This is a genomic window from Arthrobacter sp. CDRTa11 (assembly GCF_026427775.1).
Taxonomy (GTDB): domain Bacteria; phylum Actinomycetota; class Actinomycetes; order Actinomycetales; family Micrococcaceae; genus Arthrobacter.
Window position 1 is genome coordinate 4,844,356 of the sequence record NZ_CP044532.1, and the last position, 24,433, is coordinate 4,868,788.

Sequence of the window (24,433 nt, forward strand, 5' to 3'; positions counted from 1 at the left end):
CAACCTCACGCCTTCCCGCCGCCTTTGCAGGTGGCCAGTTATAGCCGGGCGCCTGTGTTTCCTGCGTCACAGCGCGATCCGGACCCCGGCGCTAGACTAGGCAAGTTATGAATCGCACAATGTTCAAGTCCAAAATCCACCGGGCCACCGTCACGCACGCGGACCTGCACTACGTAGGTTCGGTCACCGTCGACCTGGACCTGCTTGATGCTGCCGACATCCTCCCCGGCGAGCTCGTGGCCATTGTGGACGTCACAAACGGCGCGCGCCTGGAAACGTACACCATCGCCGGCGAGCGCGGCTCCGGTGTCATCGGCATCAACGGACCCGCTGCGCACCTGGTCCATGAGAACGACGTCGTCATCCTCATCACCTATGCCGCGATGACCACCGAGGAAGCCAGGGCGTACCAGCCACGGGTTGTCCACGTTGACCAGGACAACAAGATTATCCAGTTGGGCAATGATCCCGCCGAAGGCTTGACGCCCGGATTGATGCGGCCTCCTTTCGCACTGAACAACGCCACCCTGTAGTCCGGAGCGTGAGTCCCGGTAAACCCTGCCCCTGCGCTCCACAGGCCATTCCTTGGTAGGCGTACTCTCGGGCTTCTTTGTGGTGTGGGTCATCATCCTGGTGGGCTGGTTCGTGGGCAGGCGCCGCCTCCTGGGCGAGAACGGACGGCAGGTCCTCAGCGGACTCACGTTTTTTGTGGCCAGCCCTGCGCTGTTGTTTGAAACGCTCGGCAAGGCCCGCCTGCAGGAGGTCTTCGCCGAGCCCCTGCTGGTGACAGCCGTGGCTGCCTTCGCGTCCGCCATGGTCTTTTTCGCGATCATCAAATTTTGGCTCAGGCGCCCGCTGCCCGAAGCCCTGATGTCGTCCATGGCTGCATCCCTGGTCAACTCGGCCAACCTGGGCATCCCCATCGCCGTCTATGTCCTGGGAGATGCCAGTTACGTGGCACCCCTGCTGATCTTCCAGCTGGCGTTCTTCAGCCCCCTGTTTTTGATGATCCTGGATGCCAGCACAAGCTCGCACCGGGCCACACCGCTGAGCTTTGTGGTGATGATCCTGAAGAATCCGATGATTGTGGGCTCGGCCCTGGGGCTGGTGGTGGCCGGAACCGGCTGGCAGGTCCCCGCCCTGGTGATGGAACCCATCCACCTGATTGGCGGCGCAGCCATTCCGGCCATGCTTATCGCCTTTGGCATGAGCCTAAACGGGTCCAGGCCACTGCAGGCTGTGGGTGGACGGCGCCTGGATACGTTGCTGGCCAGCGGCTTCAAGCTGCTGGTGCAGCCTGGCATCGCCTACCTGTTTGCCAAGTTTGCGCTGGGGATGGAAGGCCACGCTTTGTTCGCCGTGGTGGTCATTTCAGCACTCCCCACGGCGCAGAACGTCTTTGTTGCCGCCAGCCGCTACAAAACCGGCCTCATCGTGGCCAAGGACACCGTGCTGATCACCACCGTGGTGGCTGTGCCCGCCATGATCGGGCTCGCCCAACTGCTCACCTGAGCAGTGGATCAGTCAAACACCCAAGCACCCAAGCACCCAAGCACCTGAGCACCTGGAGGACTGATGGGAACAATCCTGGATACCGTTGTGATCGGCGGAGGTGCCATGGGATCAGCTGCCGCTTGGGCCCTGTCCCGCCGGGGCCGGCAGGTCACGCTGCTGGAACAGTTCGGACCCGGCCATCTCAAGGGCGCCTCACACGGAGCCACCCGCAACCTCAACCCCGGCTATCACCGCCCCGAGTATGTGGCCATGCTGGCCGAATCACTGGCCTTGTGGGACGAGCTGGAGCAGGAGAGCGGCCAGCGGCTCCTCACCCGAACCGGCATCGTCAGCCATGGGCCGGATCCCGTGCTCTCCGAGATACAGGCTGCTCTCTCCGAGGCCGGAATCCGGGCCGATTTCCTCAGCGTTGACGCCGCCTCCGAACGCTGGAGCGGGATCCGGTTTGACCAGCAGGTGCTCTACATGCCGGATGGCGGCCAACTCAACCCCGAGGCCGCCCTGCCGGTTTTCCAGCAGCTCGCCGGGGCGCGGGGAGCCGAAATCCGGCACCACACCAAAGTGGTGGACTTGCAGATAGTGGACGACGGCGTCCGGCTCACCCTGGATTCCGACGCCGGCACAGAGACCGTCACGGCTGCCCAGGCAGTAGTGACGGCGGGAGGCTGGACGGAGAAACTGTTGGCCGGTGCCACCAGCGCTTCGCAGCTGAGGCTGCCCAGGCTCCGGGTCACGCAGGAGCAGCCGGTTCACTTCGGTATTGCTGACCCTCATGCTGTGTGGCCAGGGTTCAACCATTATCCGGGGAGCGGGGCGGCCTACAAGGACTGGTACTCCCCCGTCTATGGGATGCAGACCCCGGGCGAAGGGATCAAGGCGGGCTGGCACGGCGTGGGACCTGTGGTGGACCCGGACAGGAGGTCATTCCAACCCGAACCCCGGCAGCTGGCGGCGCTGCAGGACTATGCCCGGAGGTGGCTGCCCGGCGTGGATGCGGACTCGTTCGAGGCCATCAGCTGCACTTACACCACAACTCCGGATGAGGACTTCGTCCTGGACCGGATCGGCCCGGTGGTTATTGGTGCCGGGTTCTCAGGGCACGGCTTCAAATTCACCCCGGTGATCGGCAGGATCCTGGCTGACCTGGCCACCGGCACACGGACTGCTCCCACGATCTTCTCCGCGGCGCGTTAGCTGGTCACTGCGTTAGCTGATCGCTGGCTGCTGCAGCTGGTCACTGCGTGCGGCGCCTGGCCGCATCCGGTTCAGCATCGCCGGCCCCCTCATTCCCCTCGGCCTGCACTCCGGGGTCTGCTTTGACGGAGTCTGCTTTGACGTGGTCTCCTTTGGCAGGGGCTGCTTTGCCAGGGGACGTGGCAGGCATTGCCGCCACCGCGCCGATGCTGAGCACCGCGCAGGCAAGGACTGCCAGGAAGACAGCACTTGAGGCGACCACAACGGTGTGCTCGCCTGCGGCTTCGGGCGGGGTGCCGGCATAAAGGGCGTTGGCCACGGCTCCGAAGACGGCAACACCCAGCGCGCTGCCAATGGAGCGCGCGAAGAGGTTGGTGCTGGTGACCACGCCGCGCTCGTTCCACGGAACACTTGACTGGGCCGCGATCAGTGTGGGCGTGGCCACCAGCCCGAGGCCGAATCCGACGACGAAGCAGCTGACTGCGATCAGCGCCACGTTGGGAGTCGCCGCAGTGAGGGCCAGGATCGCCACACCGAGGATGGTGACTGTGATGCCGATCAGGGCCGTCGACTTAAACCCGATCCGAAGGTAGAGCTTTCCGGCCTGCGAGGCACTGATCGGCCAGCCGAGCGTAAGGGCGGCAAGAGCCAAGCCGGCCACCAGCGGGGATGTGCCCAGTGCCCCGTCCAAAAAAGTGGGCACATAGGACGTCAGCCCAATCATGATTGATCCCACGCCGAAGGAAACCAGGGCTGTGGAGGCCAGCAGGCGCCGGGACACCACCCACGGCGGGAGGATGGGCTCTGCCGCGCGCCGCTCAACGAACACGAAAACGATCAGGAGGACACCACCGATGGCGAAAGCACCGATGCTCAGCGGCGAATCCCAGGCCCACGCCTGGCCGCCTTCAAGCGCGCCAAGGATAAGCAGGCTGAGAGAACCGGCCAGGAGGACCGCGCCGGGATAGTCCACGCGGTGTTTGGCCCGCTGGACGTTCTCGTGCAGGGTCCGCAACAGCATCCAGCCCGCCAGGATGCACAGCGGAACATTGACAAGGAAGATCCCCCGCCAGAGGCCCAGGGAGGAGAAAATGCCGCCCAGGCTCGGTCCGACCACCGAGGATATGGCCCACACGCTGGCGAGGTAACCCTGGACCTTGGCGCGTTCCTCAAGGGAGTAGATGTCTCCTGCGATGGTGATGGACACGGGCAGGACCGCCCCTGCGCCCAGGCCTTGCAGGGCGCGAAAAGCGATCAGCGCCGGCATGCTCCAGGCGATGCCGCAGAGCACGGAGCCCAGCAGGAAGAGGCTGATTCCGGCCAGGATGATGGGCTTGCGGCCAACCATATCGGACAGCTTCCCGTAGATGGGCACGGAGACGGCCTGGGCCAGCAGGTACGCGGAGAAGAGCCACGGAAACGACGAGAACCCGCCGAGGTCATCCACGATGGAGGGGACAGCCGTGGCCACGATGGTCGCGTCAATGGCCACAAGGCCGGTGGCCAGCATCAGGGCAATGAGAATAGGGCCGCGTTCAGATCGGAACCCCACTCCTTGGGCTTGGGCAGTCATCTGGTGGTCTCGTCTCGGTGGCAGCGTCCGGTTACCTCCACTCTAGGTACCGGACCTGAAAGCCGACTACTTTTTGCCTTGATGCCCGTCCAGGATCCTGGCACAGCGGATGAATCCAAGGTGCGAATAAGCCTGGGGATGGTTCCCCAGATGCGTTTCGGTGCCGGGATCGTATTCCTCCGGCAGCAGGCCGGTGGGACCAAAAAGGTTCACCAGCTGGTCGAAAAGATCCCAGGCCTCCTCGATCCTGCCCACCGCCACGTACGCCTCAATGAGCCAGGTGGTGCAGATGTGGAAGCCGCCCTCCAGGCCCGGCAGGCCGTCGTCGTACCTGTACCGGAAGACTGTGGGCCCTACCCGCAGTTCCCGTTCGACGGCGGTGACGGTGTCGAGGAAGCGCTGGTCGTTTACGTCCAGCAGGCCGGAGAGCCCGATGTGCAGGACGGCGGCGTCCAGGTCCGGGCTGTCGTAGGCGACGGTGTAGGACTGCGCGGAGTCATCCCAGCCTTCACGCAGGACCTCGTCCCGGATCAGGGAGGCCGTGGGAGCCCAGGACGGTTCCGGCGCCCTGCCATGACGGGCGGCCGTGCGCAGTGCACGGTCCAGGGTCACCCAGCACATGACCTTGGTATACACGTGATGGCGGGGCGCCCGCCGCGCCTCCCAGATGCCGTGGTCGGCCTCGTGCCAGCGGGCCAGCACGGCTGCCGCCATCTGCACCATCAGCTCCCAGTGGTCATCGGCGAGCGCGCCTTCCCGCTCGCTGAGGGCGTGGATGAGGTCGGCGACAGGGCCGAAAACGTCCAGCTGGACCTGGTGGTCGGCGGCGTTCCCGATCCGCACCGGACGGGAACCGGCGTAGCCGGGCAGGCTGTCGATCACGGCTTCCGTGGATAAGGGCGCCCCCGTCACGGAGTAAAGCGGGTGCAGCCATTCCGGGCCGGGCGCGTTCTCCAGGATGCGGCCCAGCCAGTCGAGGAAGCCGGCGGCCTCCGCCGTTGAGCCCAGATCCACCAGCGCGTTGACGGTCATGGATCCGTCCCGCAGCCAGCAGTATCTGTAGTCCCAGTTGCGGGTTCCGCCGATGCCTTCCGGCAGGGACGTGGTGGGGGCGGCCAGCACGGCGCCGGTGGGTGCGTGCACCAGGGCCCGCAGCACCAGCGCCGAACGGCGCACCAGGGAGGGCTTGACGCTGGGCAGCTCCAGGTCCTGCACCCAGCGGCGGGAGTGATGTGCCACCCCGGCGCGGCGTTGAGTTTCGCCGCCCGGGTCTGCGGGCTGCGGCTCGGTGTCGCCGCAGCGCATGTTGAGGACTATGGGCCCGTCCTGCAGGTTCACCGATGCGGTGGCGGTGGCATGGCGCCCGTCCGAAGTTATGGCAAACGTGACGCCGGGTGACAGGAGAATAATGGGGTCAGACGTGCCCACCACGTGGATTTCGTCACCGCGGGCCTCCATGCTGAAGGGGGCGTTGGCGTAGTCCGGCCGCGGCGCAAACACGATCTTTGCCGCACCGGTGCCTGACAGCACACGGACCAGGCTGGTGATGCCATCCGGCGCCGGTTCGAGGTAGTCGGTCACGGTCACGTCCGCCCAGCGGGTCTCCACGATCATGGTGCTGTCCACGTAGCGCTGGCCCAGCACCTGCGAGGCCTTGACCGGTTCAACCGAGAAATGCCCGGCGGCGTCCCCACCCAGGATGTGGGCGAACAGGGAGCCCGAATCGGGCAGCGGATGGCTCATCCAGCAGATTTTGGCGTCAGGAGTGACCAGGGCGGTGGAGGACCCGTTGCCAATCATTGAATGCCGCTCCAGCCCCACGGCGTCCTCACCGAAGAGCCAGGCCCGGCGCAGTTCAAAAAGGATCGCGAGCACCCGGGCAAAGGATTCGGGGTCGCGCAGCCGGTGGCCGGCCGCCGTCTTCCCCGGGCCCACGCGCAGGCCCATGTCCGGGCCGCGGAGCGTAGCCATGGCCAGTTCGTCGCTGTAGGCGTCCCCCGCGTACATGGCCGCGCTGGCGCCCAGCCGGGACCTCAGGCTCTCCAGCGCGGGGGCCTTCGACGGTTCCACAACTGACAGGTCCAGCACCGAGCCATCCACGATAAAGAACAGCCCGTGGGCGCGGGCGATCTCCCGTGCCGTGTCAGTGACCGCCTGCACGACGTCGGGCGAGGCAGGCCGGGTGTGCACCGAGACGGCCACCGGCTTGCGTTCAATCCAGATCCCCTTTTGGAAGCCCACCGCCTCGGACAGTGCGGTGCTCGCTCTTTGGAGGGCGGCTTCCGTGGCCAAGGACTGCGTGTGCGCGAACCCCATGTCCGCTTCCGCACCATGGGACCCGATGAGGTGCACTTCAGCCGGGAGCCGGGACACGGCGGCAAGGTCACGCAGTGAGCGCCCGGAAATTACGGCGGCATGCGTATTGGGCAAGGCTGCCAGGGCCCGCAGTGCAATCGCGGCGCTCCCCAGCGGAAGTGTTTCGGTGGAGATGCCCTCCGCGTCGCACAGCGTTCCGCCGTAGTTGCAGGCCACGAGGAGGCCGGGCACCCGGGCCAGCACCTTCAGCTCGGCCAGCAGCGTTGGCGTCAGCCCGTCGTCGGCGGCGTCCGACTGCACGAAGGCCCGCAGGAGGCCCAGCGGCAGGGATTTGGTGAGCAGCGCGGTGTCCGCGACGGTCTGGTTCAAAGGCGTTGGCATCCATGTACCCCTTAAGGCAGAACCTGGCCCGGGAAGGCAGCCGCTGGATTTCCTGGCGGGCTACCGGGTGGTGCCCCTCCCCGGAATTCCATGAAAGAACTCCAGAGGGGGCACTGTTCATCCTGCTCGGAGGCAGTTTCGCCTGAATGTCGCTACCGTTGCCGCCGTGTTAAGTTCGACGGCGGGACGCACCGCCGGCGTGAGGTGCTGCACGCCGCCGGCGGAGTGTGTTGTTCAGTGGCGGACCTACACCCGGGCCAGGCCGGCAGCCCGGGCCAGCAGCTCAACAGACTGCAGCCTGGAGGCCAAATCGGTGCTCTGGTGCGCCACGATGAGCTCGTCGGCGTCGGAGTGCCTGGCGAACTCATCCAGGTACTCGATCACGGCGTCCGGGGTGCCGACGGCCGAGTACGTCATCATCTGCGCCACGTGCTGCCCCTGCGGGGAGTCCAGGATCATGTCCGCTTCGTCGTCGGTGAACTCCCGTCCGGCGCCGAAGAACAGCGAAACGCGGGCACGTTTGGTGGCTTGGAGAGTTTCTTGGGCGGCGGATGCCGAGTCCGCAGCAATCACGTTGACGCCGGCGATTACATGCGGCGCATCCAACTGGGCCGACGGCTTGAACTCCCGGCGGTAGAGGGCCACGGCGTCCTGCAGTGCGTTGGGCGCGAAATGGGAGGCGAAGGCGTAGGGCAGGCCCAGCTGGGCAGCAAGGCGCGCGCCGAACAGCGAGGAGCCAAGGATGTACAGCGGCACGTTGGTGCCCTTGCCGGGAGTTGCTTCCACGCCTTGGATCCGGGTGGGGCCGGTGAGGTAGCCCTGCAGTTCCAGGACGTCCTGCGGGAAGCTGTCGGCGGACATCGGGTCCCGGCGCAGTGCGCGCATGGTGTTCTGGTCGCTGCCGGGGGCGCGGCCCAGGCCAAGGTCGATGCGCCCGGGGTGCAGCGTCTCCAGGGTGCCGAACTGCTCGGCGATGGTCAGCGGCGAGTGGTTGGGCAGCATGATGCCCCCTGCGCCCAGCCTGATGCTTTCGGTGTGCGCCGCCACGTGGGCGATCAGCACGCTGGTGGCGGAGGAGGCGATCGAGGACATGTTGTGGTGCTCGGCGTACCAGATGCGCCGGTAGCCCAGCTCCTCGGCACGCTGCGCCATGGCCACGCTGCCCGCGAAACTCTCCGCCGCCGTCTGGCCTTTGCCGATGGTTGCCAGATCAAGAATGGAGAGGGGAAGAGTCACGTCGGTGCCGGCCTTTCAAATGCGTTGCGTAGTGCTGCCGGCCAGTTCGCGGCCGGGCACACTGTGGACAACGACGCCGGTACTCCGGATATTTCTGCAGGCCGCCCAGTTCTGACGAGTGCGGCGGGTGTCACACCCCTCGCGAACGAAGGAAGGGGCCCGGCCTATTCGGCCGGACCCCTTCCGTGCAACAGTGCCAGCGCCTACTTCAGCTTGAAGTTGGCGCTGATGGAACTGCCGTCAGGTGTCCTCATGGTGAGCTGATAGCAGGTGCCGGCGCCGGTGGGCGTTTTCCAGTTGTAGACGAACTGCCCGGCCGTGGCATCATACCGAAGCGACGTGCTGCCAGTGGCGGTCGTTTCGATGTCGTCCTGAGGAAGAGCCAGCGAGCAGGTGATCCTGGCCATCGAGAAGGCCATATTGCTGGGGTCGGTAATCTCGGTATCACCGGCAAAAACTTCGAACTTTGCCGGTACGGTGCTTCCACCCTTGACCGTATTGAGGACTCCATTCATGTCCACCGGCTGGTAGAAGCCCTTCAGGGTCCAGGCCAGGACGCTGTACCTCTGGGTTGCCGTGGCGGTGTTCCCGGCAAGGTCAGTCGCGGTGGCCGTGAGGACGTGGTTACCCACCTTGGTTTCGTAGCCGGTGACCACACAGCTTGCCAGGCCTGACAGTCCATCCGAGCCGACGCACTCCGGTGCCGGTGCCGTGGATCCAAAGTAGCCGGTGGCCACCGTGGAGCTCAACGCAACACTGGGGGCAGTCTTGTCGATCTTGAAAGCCTGGCTGGCGGCACCGGCGGGGGTCTTGTTGCCGGCCACGTCCTCGAACGCCGGGCTCTCGATGAGGACCGAGGCCCCTTCCGTAGCCGAGGTTGCGGCCTTCGTTGCGGACAGCGGGCCCGAGCTTCCATCGGTCCCCGTGAAGGTGGCCTCGACGTCGCTCTTGTACCAGCCGTTGGTTCCCACCGTTCCGGCAGCTGAGGTGTAGGAAACCACCGGGGCTGTCTTGTCGATCTTGAACGAGTGCGAAGCAGCACCGGCAGCGGTCATGTTGCCTGCGTTATCCGTGAAAGCGGGACTTTGGACGGCGATTGTGGAGCCTTCGCCGCTGGAGGTCACAGTCTGGGTGGCGGAGGCCGGGCCGGACGTTGCATCCGTAGCAGTGAACAGGGCGTTCACGTTGGAGGTGTACCAGCCGTCGTTGCCTTCGGTTCCCGTTGCGCTCGTGTAGCTGACGGAGGGGGCGGTTCCATCCTTCTTGATGGGCACGGTGACCGGGCCGCTGGTGCCGCCGCTGCTTGTTGCCGTGCAGGTGTAATTGGCGGGCAGCTGGTCAGCTGAGATGGTCAGGTTGTCGCAGCCGTCCAGCCGCAGTGTGCTGAGCGAATCGGATTCAGTAACGCTCCAGGTGAGGGTCACAGCCGTCCGGTACCAGCCCGCCAGCCCGTTTGCCGTGGCGGGGCTGAGCGTGTAACTGATCTCCGGGGCGGTGGCGTCAACGATGCTGTAGGTCACCGAGCTTGAGGCCTTGAGTCCGCCATCGTCGATGTACTCACAGCTTGCTTCCTGGGTCCCGATTCCGCCAGCAGAGTCATCGCCGATGACGGCGCCGAGGGTTGCGGGGAAGGAACTGTCGCCGTCTTCCTTATCGGATACGTCGCATAATGCGGCGGGAACGAAGCCCTTGTCATAGGAGGCCCCGGCGGTGACACCGCTGATGGACAGGACGGGAGCCTCGTTCGATGGGGCAGGGGCTGTGACGTTGACGGTGAAGCTGGCAGGAAGGACGTCGAACGTATAGGTGGTGGAGTTACTGATGATCCTGGCCGTCACACTGGTCGAACCGGCGGTGAGTGGCGTGATGGTGAGCGGTTGGGTGAATCCACACGAAGTGAAGGTTACTTCCGAAGGTGACACCGTAGCTACGCCCTCGTCACCGGAGGAAAGGCCGAGAGTTAGGGTGTTTTGCCCCGTGAGGTTGCAACCGTTCTTGCCATCCTCGCCAGTGGCGAAGAGAGCCAGCGTCGTGGCGCCGGTCGCCCCGCCTGCATTCAACGGCATGATTTCCGCCTCGGCATCAATACCGGCATCAAGGGTGTTATGGATTTGGTCCGCATACACCACACCGGCGCTTGCCAGGAGGAGGGATCCGGCAGCAACTGCAGCCGCCCCCCTCAATCCCGCACGCCGGAATCTTTTCCCCGGCCCGGCTAACTGACTACCCGCTGAATACTTCATGGAAGGCCCTCCCTCATGGCAAATGCGACCAACCGTGGACGCGACGTGGTCTCACCGTAGGCGCGGGCATGGTTCTCCCACACGCGTAGTCGCCACTCGACTTTTTTCCGCGAGTACTCGTTTTCTGGAGGCCCCCGCCGGGCACTACTTGGTTTCGTCCCGGAACACGGCTGTTCCTGTTCCGGAAAGTTTCACCAATCAACTCGCGCCGCCGCCGCTAAGCTAACGGCATGGCGAAGAAGACCACCGCGGAAAAAGTTGCCACCATCCAGCAGGGCTACACCCTTGAAGGTGCCACCATCGAGCTCGGCGCGGCCATCATCGACGGTGAGCTGCACAAGGATGCCCAGGTCCGGCTGCCGCTGGCCATGATGAACCGGCACGGCCTGGTGGCCGGAGCTACCGGCACCGGCAAAACCGTCACCCTGCACATGATGGCCGAGCAGCTGTCAGCTGCAGGGGTACCGGTTTTCCTGGCGGACATCAAAGGGGATCTCTCGGGCCTGGCGACGGCAGCCACCGGAAGCGGGAAACTGTCAGCCCGCACCGACAGCATCGGGCAGGTGTGGGCCGGCAGGACTTTTCCCGTCGAGTTCCTCGCCCTCGGCGGCGACGGCAACGGGATCCCCGTCCGGGCCACCGTCACCTCCTTCGGCCCCATCCTGCTGTCCCGGGTGATGGAACTCAACGACACCCAGGAATCCAGCCTTCAGCTGGTCTTCCACTTCGCGGACAAGAAGAACCTGGAACTCATTGACCTGAAGGACCTCCGCTCGGTGATCCAGTTCCTGACGTCCGCCGAGGGCAAGGACGAGCTGGAGGAACTCGGCGGCCTCTCCAAGGCCACGGCCGGGGTGATCCTGCGCGAGTTGGTGAATCTTGAAGCCCAGGGCCTGGAGAAATTCTTTGGCGAGCCGGAATTCGACACCGCGGAGCTCCTCAGGACAGCCCCTGACGGCCGCGGAGTGGTCACCTGCCTGGAGCTGCCCACGCTGCAGACCAAGCCCATGCTCTTCTCCACTTTCCTGATGTGGCTGCTGGCGGACCTTTTCGAAGACCTGCCTGAAGCCGGCGACCTGGACAAGCCCAAGCTGGTCTTCTTCCTGGACGAGGCCCACCTGTTGTTCAGCGACGCCTCCAAAGCCTTCCTGGACGCCATCACCACCACCGTCCGGCTGATCCGCTCCAAGGGGGTGGGCATCTTCTTTGTCACCCAGACTCCGAAGGACGTGCCCGCCGCCGTCCTGGGCCAGCTTGCCAACCGCATCCAGCACGCCCTCCGCGCCTTCACCCCTGAGGACGCCAAGGCCCTCAAGGCCACTGTTTCCACCTTTCCGGTCAGCGACTACGACCTTGAAGAAACCCTCACCTCTGCAGGGATCGGTGAGGCAGTCATCACCGTCATGAACGAGAAAGGCGCCCCGACGCCGGTGGCCCTGACCCGGCTGCGTGCACCCGAATCCGTGATGGGCCCGAGCACTGACGAGCTCGTCAAAAGCACGGTGGCCGCCTCTGCGCTGCTCACCAAGTACGGCACTGCTGTGGACAACATCTCTGCCTACGAAAAACTCAGGGGAGAAACAGCCATTGCCCCACCCGTGGATACAGGGCCAGCCGCGCAAGGCCAGCCGCCGGTTCCGGAGAGCACCAGCCAGGCCGACGTCGACGCCGAGGCGCGCCGGATTGAGGAGGAAATCCTGGGCCGGCCCAGCAGCCGGCCCGCACCGCCGTCGTTCCCGGAAACATCAAGCCCCGGACAACGGCCCGCTCCGGAGCCGCGCGAGCGGTCCATCCCGGCCGGCGGGACAATGATGGACGATCTGGCTGGAGCGCTGGGCGGGGCACTGGGCGGTGGCCTGAAAAGCATGGCCAGATCCATGGGCACCCAGCTCGGCCGGGAACTGTTACGGGGCGTGTTCGGAACGTCGTCCAGGCGCCGCCGATAGGCAGAACCTGGCGGTCCCCCGGTGCCTGATCCGCCGTCGTCGGACGTCCCGAAAGCGTCCGTTTCCGGTCCCCCTTGGTGCCCGCAAAGCCTGAATTTAGCAGGGTTGCAGGTAACGTAAGGGACGTGCAGATGAGTCAAGCGTTGGTGAGGATAGCGGCCGTATGGCTGCTGGGCCTCATGCTTGCCGTCGCCGGAGCGGTGGTCGCGGTGAACCTGGTCAACAACACAGTTGCCAGTCCGCAGCAGCCGGTCCGTGAATATCTGGACGCCCTGCACGACGGCGACGGCGGTAAGGCACTGGGCCTGTTGCGGGCCGCTGTGCCCCCGGGAAACGCTGCCATGCTCGACGGTACCGCCCTGCAGACAGCCGCTTCACGCTTCACAAACGTCAAGCTGGGCAAGGCCGAGGAACGCGCCGGCGGGCAGGTGATGGTGCCCATGGAATACACCATTGACGGCAGCCGGCTGCGCACCGAGTTCCTGCTGGAGAAGACCGGGACGGAGTGGCTCTTCTTCAACACCTGGGCCTTCGTCCCGTCGCGGCTGCCCACACTGGATATCACCGTGGTGAACGCCAGCGAGGCCACTCTGAACGGGGTGCCGGTGAATATGCCCAATGGCCGCAACTCCTTCGCCGTGTTCTATCCCGGGGAATATGAAGCGTCACTGAACGGCGAATATTTCGCGGCCCCGCCCACTCGTGCCACGGTCACCTCCCGCGAAGCGCCCGTTGCCCCGCTGAACCTGCTGACCGAAGCCACCGGCGACCTGCGGGAGGATGTGTCCGCGAAGGTCAAGGAGTTCCTGGACACGTGTGCGGCCGATGCCGTGAAGCAGCAAAAGCTCCAGCCGGACTGTCCCTTCTACTTCGCCAGCAACAATGTGGTGAAGGACGGGACCATCAAATGGACCGTCACCGAATACCCCGAGGTGGCGATCGAACCGTTTGACGGCCGCTGGGTAGTGTCCCCGCTGGACGGCAAGGCCAAGGTGGAGGGGCTGCAGCAGAACTCCTTCACGGGAGCCTGGTTCCCGCTGGACGAGGAAGTGGACTTCAGCTTCACCACGCGCCTGGACGTCGACGGCGACACCATCAACGTCACGCCGCTCCTGACCTACTAGCCCCTCCGCCTCACGACGGCGGTGATCAGTCCATGCCGCGCAGGTCCAGGACCAGTTCCCTGTCGCCGTCGTCCGTCATCAGGACGGGGATGCCCCAGTCCTGCTGGTAGAGGTGGCAGGCAGCATGGTCCGGGATCTCGCCGTCCTCGGTTTCGGCACCGTCACAGGCAGCCGCGCGGGCAGCGATGTGCAGGATGCCTTCAGGGATGTCGGAGGCGAGCTCCAATGTGCGCAGCAGGCCTACGGACGTTCCGCCGCCGGACACGATGAGCTCCGGGGGCGTGGAGGAGATCTTGAGCTGGGTGGGATCGCCCCAGCGGTCATCAAGCTTCTGGCCTGTGGGAGCGGTGAAGCGGACGGTCAGCTCATGCAGCCCGGGGGCTACGGGGCTCTTGGGCCGGTGGGTCTGCACCGCACCCTCATCCACTTGCTGAGCTTCCTTGGGGATGGGAACGTACACCAGTTGGTGCTGGTTCGCCTCCACTACCACCAGCAGCGGCTCGGAGCCGGCCGCCTGGGTGTGGTCCACTATGACATCGGACGGTTCGGACAGGCCACGGGCAAGGGTGGAAACCGTTCCCGCCGCCGGGTCATACCGCCGCACTGCGCCGTTGTAGGTATCCGCCACGGCCACAGAGCCGTCCGGCAAAACCGTCACCCCCAGCGGATGCTGGAGCCGGGCAGCAGACGCCTCACCATCCCGGAATCCGAAATCAAACAGTCCCTTGCCCACGGCTGACTCCACCGTCAGGGTGCCGTCGTCGTCAATCACCAGCTTGCGGAGCGCGGACGTTTCGGAATCCGCCACCCAGATGTTGCCATCGCTGTCCTCGGCAAGGCCCGAAGGCTGTGCGAACCAGGCCTCGTGCGCGGCTCCGTCCAGCAGTCCTTCCAGGCCATTTCCGGCCGCGATTTCAACGGCACCGCTGAGGGGGTCGAAGCTGAAGATCTGGTGCACGCCGGCCATTGCGATCACCACGGCGCTGAGCTTCCTGGACCAGACAACGTCCCAGGGCGAGCTCAGGGAAACCTCCAGCGGGTGCTCACTGAGGCGGCCGGTGAAGCCCGCAGCGTCCTCATCCACGCGGGCGGGCCCTGTCTCCAGCAGCCGCTGGACGCCGTTGCCGGCCAAGGTGGTGGCCTTCCCGTCCGCCAGGGACAGCCCGCGGAGGCGATGGTTAACCGAGTCGGCAATGACGACGTCGTAGCCCACCTTCCGTGCCACGTCCTCCGGGAGCAGGACCAGGCCCTGCGGCTCATTGAACCGGGCCGTGGCTCCCTCACCGGCGGCGTCGCCGTCGGCGTGGCCCTTGGTTCCGGAGCCGAAGGTTGCCAGTACTGTCTTGAAGTCGGTTGCGAGCTCCACCAGCCGGTGGTGGCCGGTGTCCGTGACAAGCCAGCTGCCATGCCCGGAGGCGTCTGCGGCAGCCGCGGAACCGCGCCCGTGCGGAAGGTAGAGGGCCTTGCCCGGGAAGCGCAGGGTGCCGGAGGTTGGCTCCGGTGCCACGTACGGGCCGGAACCGCGGTGCAGGGTCCCTTTGGCCTCGTGTTCGGCGATCAGTTCGGGGATGAGCACGGCCAGGCCGTCGGCGTGCCCCTCGCCCGAGAGGTGCGCCACGATGTAGCCCTCGGGATCAATGACCACCAGGGTGGGCCAGGCACGGGCGGTGTACGCCTTCCAGGTTTCCAGCTCGGGGTCATCCAGGACGGGGTGGTGGATCTCGTAGCGCTCCACGGCCGCAGCAAGTGCCACCGGATCGGCTTCATGCTCAAACTTGGGCGAGTGGACGCCCACCGTCACCAGGACGTCCGAGTACTGTTCCTCCAGGGGCCGAAGCTCATCCAGGACGTGCAGGCAGTTGATGCAGCAGAAAGTCCAGAAGTCCAGCAGCACGATCTTGCCGCGCAGCGCTTCCAGGTCCAGTGATTTGCCGCCGGTGTTGAGCCAGTTGCGGCCCACCAGTTCGGAGGCGCGGACCCGGTGGTGGGTGCGTACGGTTTCGCTCATCAGCGTCCTTCCAGCTTGTTTCGTTCTGCCAGCTTGGCATCGCGTTCGGCCAATTTGGCAAACATATCGTTGTAAGCGGTGAGATCGGCGTCGTTATTCCTGTCCGCCGCCCGGTCAACGCGCCGCTTCTCGCGTTCATCTGACCGGGACCACATAATGGCGACGCCGATCGCCACCAGCAGCGTGGGCACCTCGCCGATGCCCCAGGCCACCGCGCCGCCCATCTGCTGGTCCAGCAGCGCAGAGGGGCCCCACGTCCGGCCCAGGTTGCCAAAGTAGTCTGCCGCCAGCAGCCCCGTGCCGCCCATGATGGCCACGCCAAAGAAGGCGTGGAAACCCATGGTGGCCAGCAGGAGGAGGAGCCGCATGGGGTATGGGGCCCGGCGTGGCAGCGGATCCGTTCCGATCATGCTCAGGATGAAGATGTACCCCGTAATAGCGAAGTGCAGGTTCATCAGCTCGTGGCCGACATGCTCGCGCATGGCGAAGCCGAAGGCGTCAGAGTAGTAGAACAGCACAATCGAGCCGGCGAAGTTGCCCGCCGCAAAAATGGGATGGGTCACCAGCTGGGAAAACCTGGAATGTACAAAGACCAGGAGCCACTCCCGGAGGCCGCGGGAGCCGTCGCCCCGGGCGGGCAGGGCCCGCAGGGCCAGAGTCACGGGGGCGCCCAGGACAAGGAAGATCGGTGCCACCATGGTCAGGGCCATATGATCCACCATGTGGGCCGAGAAAAGGATGCGGCCATAGACCGCCGGCGGCCCCGACGTGATGTAGGTCAGCACCATCAGGCCGATCACCCAGTTCACGGAACGGAACCAAGGCCATTTGTCTCCCCGGCGGCGTACTTTGGCGACGCCCAGGAAGTAGGACACCAGGCCGAACAGGGCAAGGGCAACCCAGAGAAGGTCCAGCCGCCACTCGGTGAGCCACCGTTCCGGAGTCAGCTCGGGCGGGAGTTCATAGCCGGTGAGGATGAAGGCGGGGGATGCGTCCGGCGCAAAGCTGGTGGGCTGTGGTGGCGCTGAGCGGCTCAGCGCCACAGCTACACCTGAGGTTGCCGCCATGACCAGGAGTTCCACCAGTACCAATTGCCACAGCACCCTGCGGGAGGAGAAGGCAGCTCCCTTCCGTCCGAGCTGCGGGATCACCCATTGCCGGTGCATCAGGCCGATGCCGCCCAGGACCAGGGTAGCCGCTGACTTGGCCAGGATCAGCTGCCCGTAAGGCGAGCCGAACAGGTCGCCCCAGTTGGTGATGCGGATGCTTGCATTCATCACGCCGGAAGCAAACACCAGGACAAAGGCAAACCCTGCAAGCGCGGAGAACCGGCGCAACGTGGGCTCGGTAATGTCAATGCCCGCTCCTGCCTTGGACCCCGTCAGGATCCCAGAGATGAGGGCCAGCATGATGATGCCGCCCACCCAGACGCTGACGCCCACCAGGTGCAGGCCAAGGGAGTTGATGGCACCCTCATGGTCGGAGGAACTCGACGAATGCCCAATCAGTGCTGGGGGCACCAGCCCCGCCAAAGCCAGGATCAAGGTCAGGGCCAAGGCGTTGAGAGAGCGCACACCAAAGAGTGCTGTGGTCACGACAGCGGCGATGATGGTCACCGCCAGCCAGGCGCGCCCCGTTTCGATGTCCGTCATGAAGAACACCAGCGCCTGCGTAAACTCGGCGTCTCCGGACACTCCCTGGCCGGCTACGTCAGCGTAAGTGAGCACCAGCACCGCAATGGCCGACAATGTCCACGCCGCACCGGCCGCGGCCGCTACGGCCAGTGCCCGGGCAAAAGCCGGGTGTTCTGGAGCCTCGCTATCGTTGGTCCGGGAGCGCGGTCCCGAGGTTCTGGGGAGGATACCGACGGCGAAGATCAGGCCCCCGATGACCGTCGCTAGGGACACGTTGTGGATGGCCTTGCTGACGGGAAGTCCCCAGCGGACCAACGCGCCCGGGTCTGAGACCCCACGGGCTGCAGCCGCACCGGAGAACAGGAGTGCCGCCGCCAGGCCCAGCAACAGTGCTGCAAGCGCTGCCACCTGCCATGGCCGGGAAACCCCCAGGAAGCCGCCAGCCTCGCCCGACGCTCCCCTGCCAGAGGATGGACGGGCTGCTGTGTAACGGGACTTTGCTGCGGAAGGCACCTATCCATTGTCCGCCACGGGTGCCTGCGCGGCGAATCGGCTTGAGAGCACTTAAAAGCAATGGAGCGACGCCCGGGGGGCGCCGCTCCATTGCTGCTTCTGTAGAAGACTACTTCTTCTTGGCTACTGCAGCCTTCAGCTTGGAGCCGGCGGTCAGCTTAACGCTGTGGCCTGCTGCAATCTGGATGGTCTCACCCGTCTGCGGGTTACGGCCGGTGCGTGCTGCACGGTCGGTGCGCTCGACTGCGAGCCAGCCCGGAATGGTGATCTTCTCGCCCTGGGCGACAGAAGTCTCGAAAACCTCGAACAGTGCATCGAGGACGGAGTTGACGGCAGCCTGGCTGGTGCCGGCCTTGCCTGCTACCTCTGAAACAAGTTCACTACGGTTCTTAGCCATTGATGTCCTCCTGGACGGTCACGATTTCTGGAGCCTGAACGCGGCATGCGTACAAGCCACTGTTCGAAAACTTACCAGCTTGGGCCCTCGAGGACCGCAAATTCCGCGTGTTTCCGCGATTTTTTGGGTTAAATCTCCCGAATTTAGGGGATTCTGCGGGGAATTGCGCCCTCAGCGGACGCTCCCTTAGGTCCTGTCGGCCGTGGCGGGACGCTCCCTCACGTCCTGCGGGCTGTGGTGGGACGCTCCCTCAGGTCCTGCAGGCCGTGGGGCAAACGCTCTCTCACATCCTGCAGTTTTTGTGGCGACGCTCTCTCACATCCTGCAGGCCGTGGGGCGACGCTCTCTCAGGTCCTGCCGGCTGTGGACGGATGCTTTCTCGCGTTGGATGTGAGAGGGCATTTTGGGTGTTAAATGGGTCAGGCCCCGACATTGTGTGTCGGGGCCTGAGCCTAATGATTGTCCGGCGGTGTCCTACTCTCCCACACCCTCCCGGGTGCAGTACCATCGGCGCTGTGGGTCTTAGCTTCCGGGTTCGGAATGGGACCGGGCGTTTCCCCCACGCTATGACCGCCGTAACCCTTGTACCCGTCCCCCGTGGTGCTGGTGGGGGTGGGAAGTCTTTGTGGTTACAACGTGTTCTGCCGGTTAAGGCAGTTGTGGTGTTGTTATTTAGTTATGTTCCCTGCAACGTAACCGGTTTGGTTTGTTGTTTGGGAACCACATAGTGGACGCAAGCAGTCTTGTTTATCTTTTTACTTTCTTCGGGTGTGAACGTCTTTTGAATGCCGTTCACGAAGAAAGTGTGTGGTGTAAGTTATCGGCCTATTAGTACCGGTCAGCTTCACGAGTCGTTAGTCCTCGCTTCCACATCCGGCCTATCAACCCAGTGGTCTGGCTGGGGGCCTCTCACACACAAGGTGTATGGAAATCTCATCTCGAAGCGAGCTTCCCGCTTAGATGCTTTCAGCGGTTATCCCATCCGAACGTAGCTAATCAGCGGTGCACTTGGCAGTACAACTGACACACCAGAGGTTCGTCCGTCCCGGTCCTCTCGTACTAAGGACAGCCCTTCTCAAATTTCCTGCGCGCGCAGCGGATAGGGACCGAACTGTCTCACGACGTTCTAAACCCAGCTCGCGTACCGCTTTAATGGGCGAACAGCCCAACCCTTGGGACCTACTCCAGCCCCAGGATGCGACGAGCCGACATCGAGGTGCCAAACCATGCCGTCGATATGGACTCTTGGGCAAGATCAGCCTGTTATCCCCGAGGTACCTTTTATCCGTTGAGCGACGGCCATTCCACAATGTACCGCCGGATCACTAGTCCCGACTTTCGTCCCTGCTCGAGATGTCTCTCTCACAGTCAAGCTCCCTTGTGCACTTACACTCGACACCTGATTGCCAACCAGGCTGAGGGAACCTTTGGGCGCCTCCGTTACTTTTTAGGAGGCAACCGCCCCAGTTAAACTACCCATCAGGCACTGTCCCTGACCCGGATTACGGGCCGAAGTTAGATGTCCAAAGTGACCAGAGTGGTATTTCAACGATGACTCCACCCGAACTGGCGTCCGGGCTTCAACGTCTCCCACCTATCCTACACAAGCCACTCCGAACACCAATACCAAACTATAGTAAAGGTCTCGGGGTCTTTCCGTCCTGCTGCGCGTAACGAGCATCTTTACTCGTACTGCAATTTCGCCGAGTTTATGGTTGAGACAGCGGGGAAGTCGTTACTCCATTCGTGCAGGTCGGAACTTACCCGACAAGGAATTTCGCTACCTTAGGATGGTTATAGTTACCACCGCCGTTTACTGGGGCTTGAATTCTCAGCTTCGCCGTGAGGCTAACCGGTCCTCTTAACCTTCCAGCACCGGGCAGGAGTCAGTCCGTATACATCGTCTTGCGACTTCGCACGGACCTGTGTTTTTAGTAAACAGTCGCTTCCCCCTGGTCTCTGCGGCCCCGATCCCCTCCCGGTCGCTAGTACCGTTCAAGGTTGGGGCCCCCCTTCTCCCGAAGTTACGGGGGCATTTTGCCGAGTTCCTTTAACCATAATTCTCTCGATCGCCTTAGTATTCTCTACCTGATCACCTGTGTCGGTTTGGGGTACGGGCGGCTAAAACCTCGCGTCGATGCTTTTCTCGGCAGCATAGGATCACCAAATCCCCCCGTGAGGGGGTCCCATCAGATCTCAGGCATCATGAACAGCGGATTTGCCTACCGTTCGCCCTACATCCTTAGACCGGGACAACCATCGCCCGGCTTGGCTACCTTCCTGCGTCACACCTGTTAATACGCTTACCTCCCAGGATCAGGTCCCGCGCTCCACCAAAACCCACGTCACCACAAGGGTGGGCGGGCAGGTTTCGGGCAGTTAGTATCCCCTGTTCAGCATGGACGGTTTTTCGCCGGTACGGGAATATCAACCCGTTGTCCATCGACTACGCCTGTCGGCCTCGCCTTAGGTCCCGACTTACCCAGGGCAGATTAGCTTGACCCTGGAACCCTTGATCATTCGGCGGACGGGTTTCTCACCCGTCTTTCGCTACTCATGCCTGCATTCTCACTCGTGTAGGCTCCACCGCTGGTTTACACCGCGACTTCACTGCCCACACGACGCTCCCCTACCCATCCAGACGCCTGAACCACAAGGGCTTAGCTAATATCTGAATGCCACAACTTCGGCGGTGTACTTGAGCCCCGCTACATTGTCGGCGCGGAATCACTTGACCAGTGAGCTATTACGCACTCTTTTAAGGATGGCTGCTTCTAAGCCAACCTCCTGGTTGTCTTCGCAACTCCACATCCTTTCCCACTTAGCACACGCTTAGGGGCCTTAGTTGGTGGTCTGGGCTGTTTCCCTCTCGACTATGAAGCTTATCCCCCACAGTCTCACTGCTGCGCTCTCACTTACCGGCATTCGGAGTTTGGCTGACGTCAGTAACCTTGTAGGGCCCATTAGCCATCCAGTAGCTCTACCTCCGGTAAGAAACACGCAACGCTGCACCTAAATGCATTTCGGGGAGAACCAGCTATCACGAAGTTTGATTGGCCTTTCACCCCTACCCACAGCTCATCCCCTCCATTTTCAACTGAAGTGGGTTCGGTCCTCCACGACGTCTTACCGTCGCTTCAACCTGGCCATGGGTAGATCACTTCGCTTCGGGTCTAGATCACGCCACTGCAACGCCCTATTCAGACTCGCTTTCGCTACGGCTTCCCCACACGGGTTAACCTCGCGACGTAACACTAACTCGCAGGCTCATTCTTCAAAAGGCACGCCGTCACAGCTACTATGCACACAAGGTGCGGCTGCTCCGACGGATTGTAAGCACACGGTTTCAGGTACTGTTTCACTCCCCTCCCGGGGTACTTTTCACCTTTCCCTCACGGTACTGGTCCGCTATCGGTCATTAGGGAGTATTTAGGCTTATCAGGTGGTCCTGACAGATTCGCACGGGATTTCTCGGGCCCCGTGCTACTTGGGATACTCTCCAGGCGGTACAAAACATTTCGGTTACGGGGCTCCCACCCTCTCTGGCCGGCCTTTCAAGACCGTTCACCTATGCCTGCACATCACACCCCACTGTCCCGGCAGAGACAGAACGGAAAGTCCCACAACCCCGACCATGCAACGCCCGCCGGCTATCACACATGGAACGGTTTAGCCTGATCCGCTTTCGCTCGCCACTACTCACGGAATCACTATTGTTTTCTCTTCCTGCGGGTACTGAGATGTTTCACTTCCCCGCGTTCCCTCCACGCACCCTATGTGTTCAGATGCGGGTCACCAGATCACTCGCGCGTCTGGCGGGGTTTCCCCATTCGGACACCCTGGGATCACAGTCCGGTTATCGACTCCCCCAGGCTTATCGCAGATTCCTACGTCCTTCTTCGGCTCCTAATGCCAAGGCATCCACCGTGTGCTCTTAAAAACTTGACCACAAAAGATCAATCAGTAATTTTCGAGAGAACCACGAAAACCAACCACACCCCAACACCCACGAAGGGCATCAACAGCGCAGCCAGATCCAGGTTCATATTCTTGGAAATTGCTTCTTATAAAAGATGCTCGCGTCCACTATGTAGTTCTCAAACAACAACCCCAAACCACACACCCCACACACACAACCCTCCAAAAGAAGATCAAAACCGTGCGATCGGTGCAGCCAGGAAACCAGAAACAAACAAACCCGGAACCCTCCCTCACAGAAGAACCCCGGCCCTGTTGCCTCAGGACCCAACAGTGTGCCAAACACTACCCAGCAACCCGATCCATCCGCGTTCCAGGACACCCGCCCTTCCCAAAGGAAAGAACAAAACATCCGTACTAGCAAACGGTCCGTGCCACCAGGCACCTATTCGTTGATATTCCACCCATGAGCACCCGCCGCAGAACTTGCGTCTGCGCAACGGGCATATACTCCTGACAAACCCCCACCAACGCATACACGCAGCAGTGGTCTGTAGGTGCTCCTTAGAAAGGAGGTGATCCAGCCGCACCTTCCGGTACGGCTACCTTGTTACGACTTAGTCCCAATCGCCAGTCCCACCTTCGACAGCTCCCTCCCACAAGGGGTTAGGCCACCGGCTTCGGGTGTTACCAACTTTCGTGACTTGACGGGCGGTGTGTACAAGGCCCGGGAACGTATTCACCGCAGCGTTGCTGATCTGCGATTACTAGCGACTCCGACTTCATGGGGTCGAGTTGCAGACCCCAATCCGAACTGAGACCGGCTTTTTGGGATTAGCTCCACCTCACAGTATCGCAACCCTTTGTACCGGCCATTGTAGCATGCGTGAAGCCCAAGACATAAGGGGCATGATGATTTGACGTCGTCCCCACCTTCCTCCGAGTTGACCCCGGCAGTCTCCTATGAGTCCCCGCCATAACGCGCTGGCAACATAGAACGAGGGTTGCGCTCGTTGCGGGACTTAACCCAACATCTCACGACACGAGCTGACGACAACCATGCACCACCTGTGAACCAGCCCCAAAGGGGAAACCACATTTCTGCGGCGATCCAGTCCATGTCAAGCCTTGGTAAGGTTCTTCGCGTTGCATCGAATTAATCCGCATGCTCCGCCGCTTGTGCGGGCCCCCGTCAATTCCTTTGAGTTTTAGCCTTGCGGCCGTACTCCCCAGGCGGGGCACTTAATGCGTTAGCTACGGCGCGGAAAACGTGGAATGTCCCCCACACCTAGTGCCCAACGTTTACGGCATGGACTACCAGGGTATCTAATCCTGTTCGCTCCCCATGCTTTCGCTCCTCAGCGTCAGTTAATGCCCAGAGACCTGCCTTCGCCATCGGTGTTCCTCCTGATATCTGCGCATTTCACCGCTACACCAGGAATTCCAGTCTCCCCTACATCACTCTAGTCTGCCCGTACCCACCGCAGATCCGGAGTTGAGCCCCGGACTTTCACGGCAGACGCGACAAACCGCCTACGAGCTCTTTACGCCCAATAATTCCGGATAACGCTTGCGCCCTACGTATTACCGCGGCTGCTGGCACGTAGTTAGCCGGCGCTTCTTCTGCAGGTACCGTCACTTTCGCTTCTTCCCTACTGAAAGAGGTTTACAACCCGAAGGCCGTCATCCCTCACGCGGCGTCGCTGCATCAGGCTTTCGCCCATTGTGCAATATTCCCCACTGCTGCCTCCCGTAGGAGTCTGGGCCGTGTCTCAGTCCCAGTGTGGCCGGTCACCCTCTCAGGCCGGCTACCCGTCGTCGCCTTGGTGAGCCATTACCTCACCAACAAGCTGATAGGCCGCGAGTCCATCCAAAACCACAATAAAGCTTTCCACCCCCCACCATGCGATGAGGAGTCATATCCGGTATTAGACCCAGTTTCCCAGGCTTATCCCAGAGTTAAGGGCAGGTTACTCACGTGTTACTCACCCGTTCGCCACTAATCCACCAGCAAGCTGGCTTCATCGTTCGACTTGCATGTGTTAAGCACGCCGCCAGCGTTCATCCTGAGCCAGGATCAAACTCTCCGTTGAAGTAAAACAAAAACAGACACAACCACCAACCCCGGGAAAACGGGATAAAACGGCTGCACAAAATTTGAAACCAGCTGTAAAAACCAAACCAACCACGGGGTGGTCAATTCAGCAAATTCAACCAATTCATATAAAATAAACCGGTATCAACAAACTTGGCACACTATTGAGTTCTCAAACAACAGACACACCCGGCACCACCACAACCCCTCAAGGGCCGCGGATCGCTCCGGAGCAACTTTTCAAATTTACCCGATTCCTGGAAGCTTTGCAAATCAGCGTTTCGGCGATTCAAGCTCCACACAATCGGCCCCACCCGGCTCCGGCACGCTAATAAGCGAG

The 24,433-nt window shown here is 62.7% G+C and carries 12 protein-coding genes and 3 rRNA genes; 5 read left to right on the forward strand and 10 right to left on the reverse strand.

Annotated elements, in window-relative coordinates; genetic code table 11:
• The first annotated feature begins 107 nt into the window (after positions 1-107).
• From panD to F8G81_RS22160, 3 genes are all read left to right on the forward strand, one after another.
• Positions 108-533, forward strand: a complete 426-nt coding sequence (gene panD / locus F8G81_RS22150) for an aspartate 1-decarboxylase (protein ID WP_267276775.1) — start codon at positions 108-110, stop codon at positions 531-533.
• A gap of 52 nt (positions 534-585) precedes the next feature.
• Entirely contained in the window at positions 586-1,512 is a 927-nt protein-coding gene (locus F8G81_RS22155; protein ID WP_267276776.1) for an AEC family transporter, read from the forward strand.
• 63 nt (positions 1,513-1,575) lie between these two features.
• Positions 1,576-2,709, forward strand: a complete 1,134-nt coding sequence (locus F8G81_RS22160) for an FAD-dependent oxidoreductase (RefSeq protein ID WP_267276777.1) — start codon at positions 1,576-1,578, stop codon at positions 2,707-2,709.
• Positions 2,710-2,749: 40 nt separating this feature from the next.
• On the opposite strand, the gene F8G81_RS22165 is transcribed toward F8G81_RS22160, so the two are convergent.
• From F8G81_RS22165 to F8G81_RS22180, 4 genes are all read right to left on the reverse strand, one after another.
• Positions 2,750-4,282, reverse strand: coding sequence for an MFS transporter (locus F8G81_RS22165; RefSeq protein WP_267276778.1), 1,533 nt, complete (start codon positions 4,280-4,282; stop codon positions 2,750-2,752).
• Between the two features lie 66 nt (positions 4,283-4,348).
• A complete protein-coding gene (locus F8G81_RS22170) occupies positions 4,349-6,979 on the reverse strand; it encodes a trehalase-like domain-containing protein (protein WP_267276779.1) in 2,631 nt (876 codons plus the stop codon).
• 246 nt (positions 6,980-7,225) lie between these two features.
• Positions 7,226-8,215 (reverse strand): LLM class flavin-dependent oxidoreductase, encoded by a 990-nt coding sequence (locus tag F8G81_RS22175; RefSeq protein ID WP_267276780.1) that lies wholly within the window; start codon positions 8,213-8,215, stop codon positions 7,226-7,228.
• A gap of 203 nt (positions 8,216-8,418) precedes the next feature.
• Entirely contained in the window at positions 8,419-10,398 is a 1,980-nt protein-coding gene (locus tag F8G81_RS22180; RefSeq protein WP_267276781.1) for a PxKF domain-containing protein, read from the reverse strand.
• A 290-nt stretch (positions 10,399-10,688) separates the two neighbouring features.
• Between F8G81_RS22180 and F8G81_RS22185 the strand changes: the two genes are divergently transcribed.
• Together F8G81_RS22185 and F8G81_RS22190 are read left to right on the forward strand one after the other, a co-directional pair.
• The gene (locus tag F8G81_RS22185) at positions 10,689-12,404 is read left to right on the forward strand and encodes a helicase HerA-like domain-containing protein (protein WP_267276782.1); all 1,716 of its coding nucleotides are present in this window, start codon (positions 10,689-10,691) and stop codon (positions 12,402-12,404) included.
• A 131-nt stretch (positions 12,405-12,535) separates the two neighbouring features.
• Entirely contained in the window at positions 12,536-13,528 is a 993-nt protein-coding gene (locus F8G81_RS22190) for a hypothetical protein (RefSeq protein ID WP_267276783.1), read from the forward strand.
• Between the two features lie 25 nt (positions 13,529-13,553).
• Here the strand turns inward: F8G81_RS22190 and F8G81_RS22195 are convergent, their stop codons facing one another.
• The 6 genes from F8G81_RS22195 to F8G81_RS22220 all read right to left on the reverse strand — a co-directional run bounded on the left by F8G81_RS22195 (position 13,554) and on the right by F8G81_RS22220 (position 24,091).
• On the reverse strand, positions 13,554-15,536 hold the full coding sequence (locus tag F8G81_RS22195; protein ID WP_267276784.1) for an NHL domain-containing thioredoxin family protein: 1,983 nt from the start codon (positions 15,534-15,536) through the stop codon (positions 13,554-13,556).
• The gene (locus F8G81_RS22200; RefSeq protein WP_267276785.1) at positions 15,536-17,683 is read right to left on the reverse strand and encodes a cytochrome c oxidase assembly protein; all 2,148 of its coding nucleotides are present in this window, start codon (positions 17,681-17,683) and stop codon (positions 15,536-15,538) included. Before F8G81_RS22200 ends, F8G81_RS22195 begins: the two co-directional genes overlap by 1 nt.
• A 109-nt stretch (positions 17,684-17,792) precedes the next feature.
• The gene (locus tag F8G81_RS22205; RefSeq protein ID WP_267276786.1) at positions 17,793-18,080 is read right to left on the reverse strand and encodes an HU family DNA-binding protein; all 288 of its coding nucleotides are present in this window, start codon (positions 18,078-18,080) and stop codon (positions 17,793-17,795) included.
• 461 nt (positions 18,081-18,541) lie between these two features.
• A 5S ribosomal RNA gene (rrf, locus tag F8G81_RS22210) occupies positions 18,542-18,658 on the reverse strand.
• Between the two features lie 229 nt (positions 18,659-18,887).
• A 23S ribosomal RNA gene (locus tag F8G81_RS22215) occupies positions 18,888-22,028 on the reverse strand.
• 538 nt (positions 22,029-22,566) lie between these two features.
• A 16S ribosomal RNA gene (locus F8G81_RS22220) occupies positions 22,567-24,091 on the reverse strand.
• The 16S, 23S and 5S rRNA genes sit together here, the layout of an rRNA operon.
• Positions 24,092-24,433: the final 342 nt, after the last annotated feature.

Coding starts and splice junctions, on each gene's coding strand:
- panD (WP_267276775.1), top strand. CDS start 108: ATGAATCGCACAATGTTCAAGTCCAAAATCCACCGGGCCACCGTCACG.
- F8G81_RS22160 (WP_267276777.1), top strand. CDS start 1,576: ATGGGAACAATCCTGGATACCGTTGTGATCGGCGGAGGTGCCATGGGA.
- F8G81_RS22165 (WP_267276778.1), bottom strand. CDS start 4,282: ATGACTGCCCAAGCCCAAGGAGTGGGGTTCCGATCTGAACGCGGCCCT.
- F8G81_RS22170 (WP_267276779.1), bottom strand. CDS start 6,979: ATGCCAACGCCTTTGAACCAGACCGTCGCGGACACCGCGCTGCTCACC.
- F8G81_RS22185 (WP_267276782.1), top strand. CDS start 10,689: ATGGCGAAGAAGACCACCGCGGAAAAAGTTGCCACCATCCAGCAGGGC.
- F8G81_RS22190 (WP_267276783.1), top strand. CDS start 12,536: ATGAGTCAAGCGTTGGTGAGGATAGCGGCCGTATGGCTGCTGGGCCTC.
- F8G81_RS22195 (WP_267276784.1), bottom strand. CDS start 15,536: ATGAGCGAAACCGTACGCACCCACCACCGGGTCCGCGCCTCCGAACTG.
- F8G81_RS22205 (WP_267276786.1), bottom strand. CDS start 18,080: ATGGCTAAGAACCGTAGTGAACTTGTTTCAGAGGTAGCAGGCAAGGCC.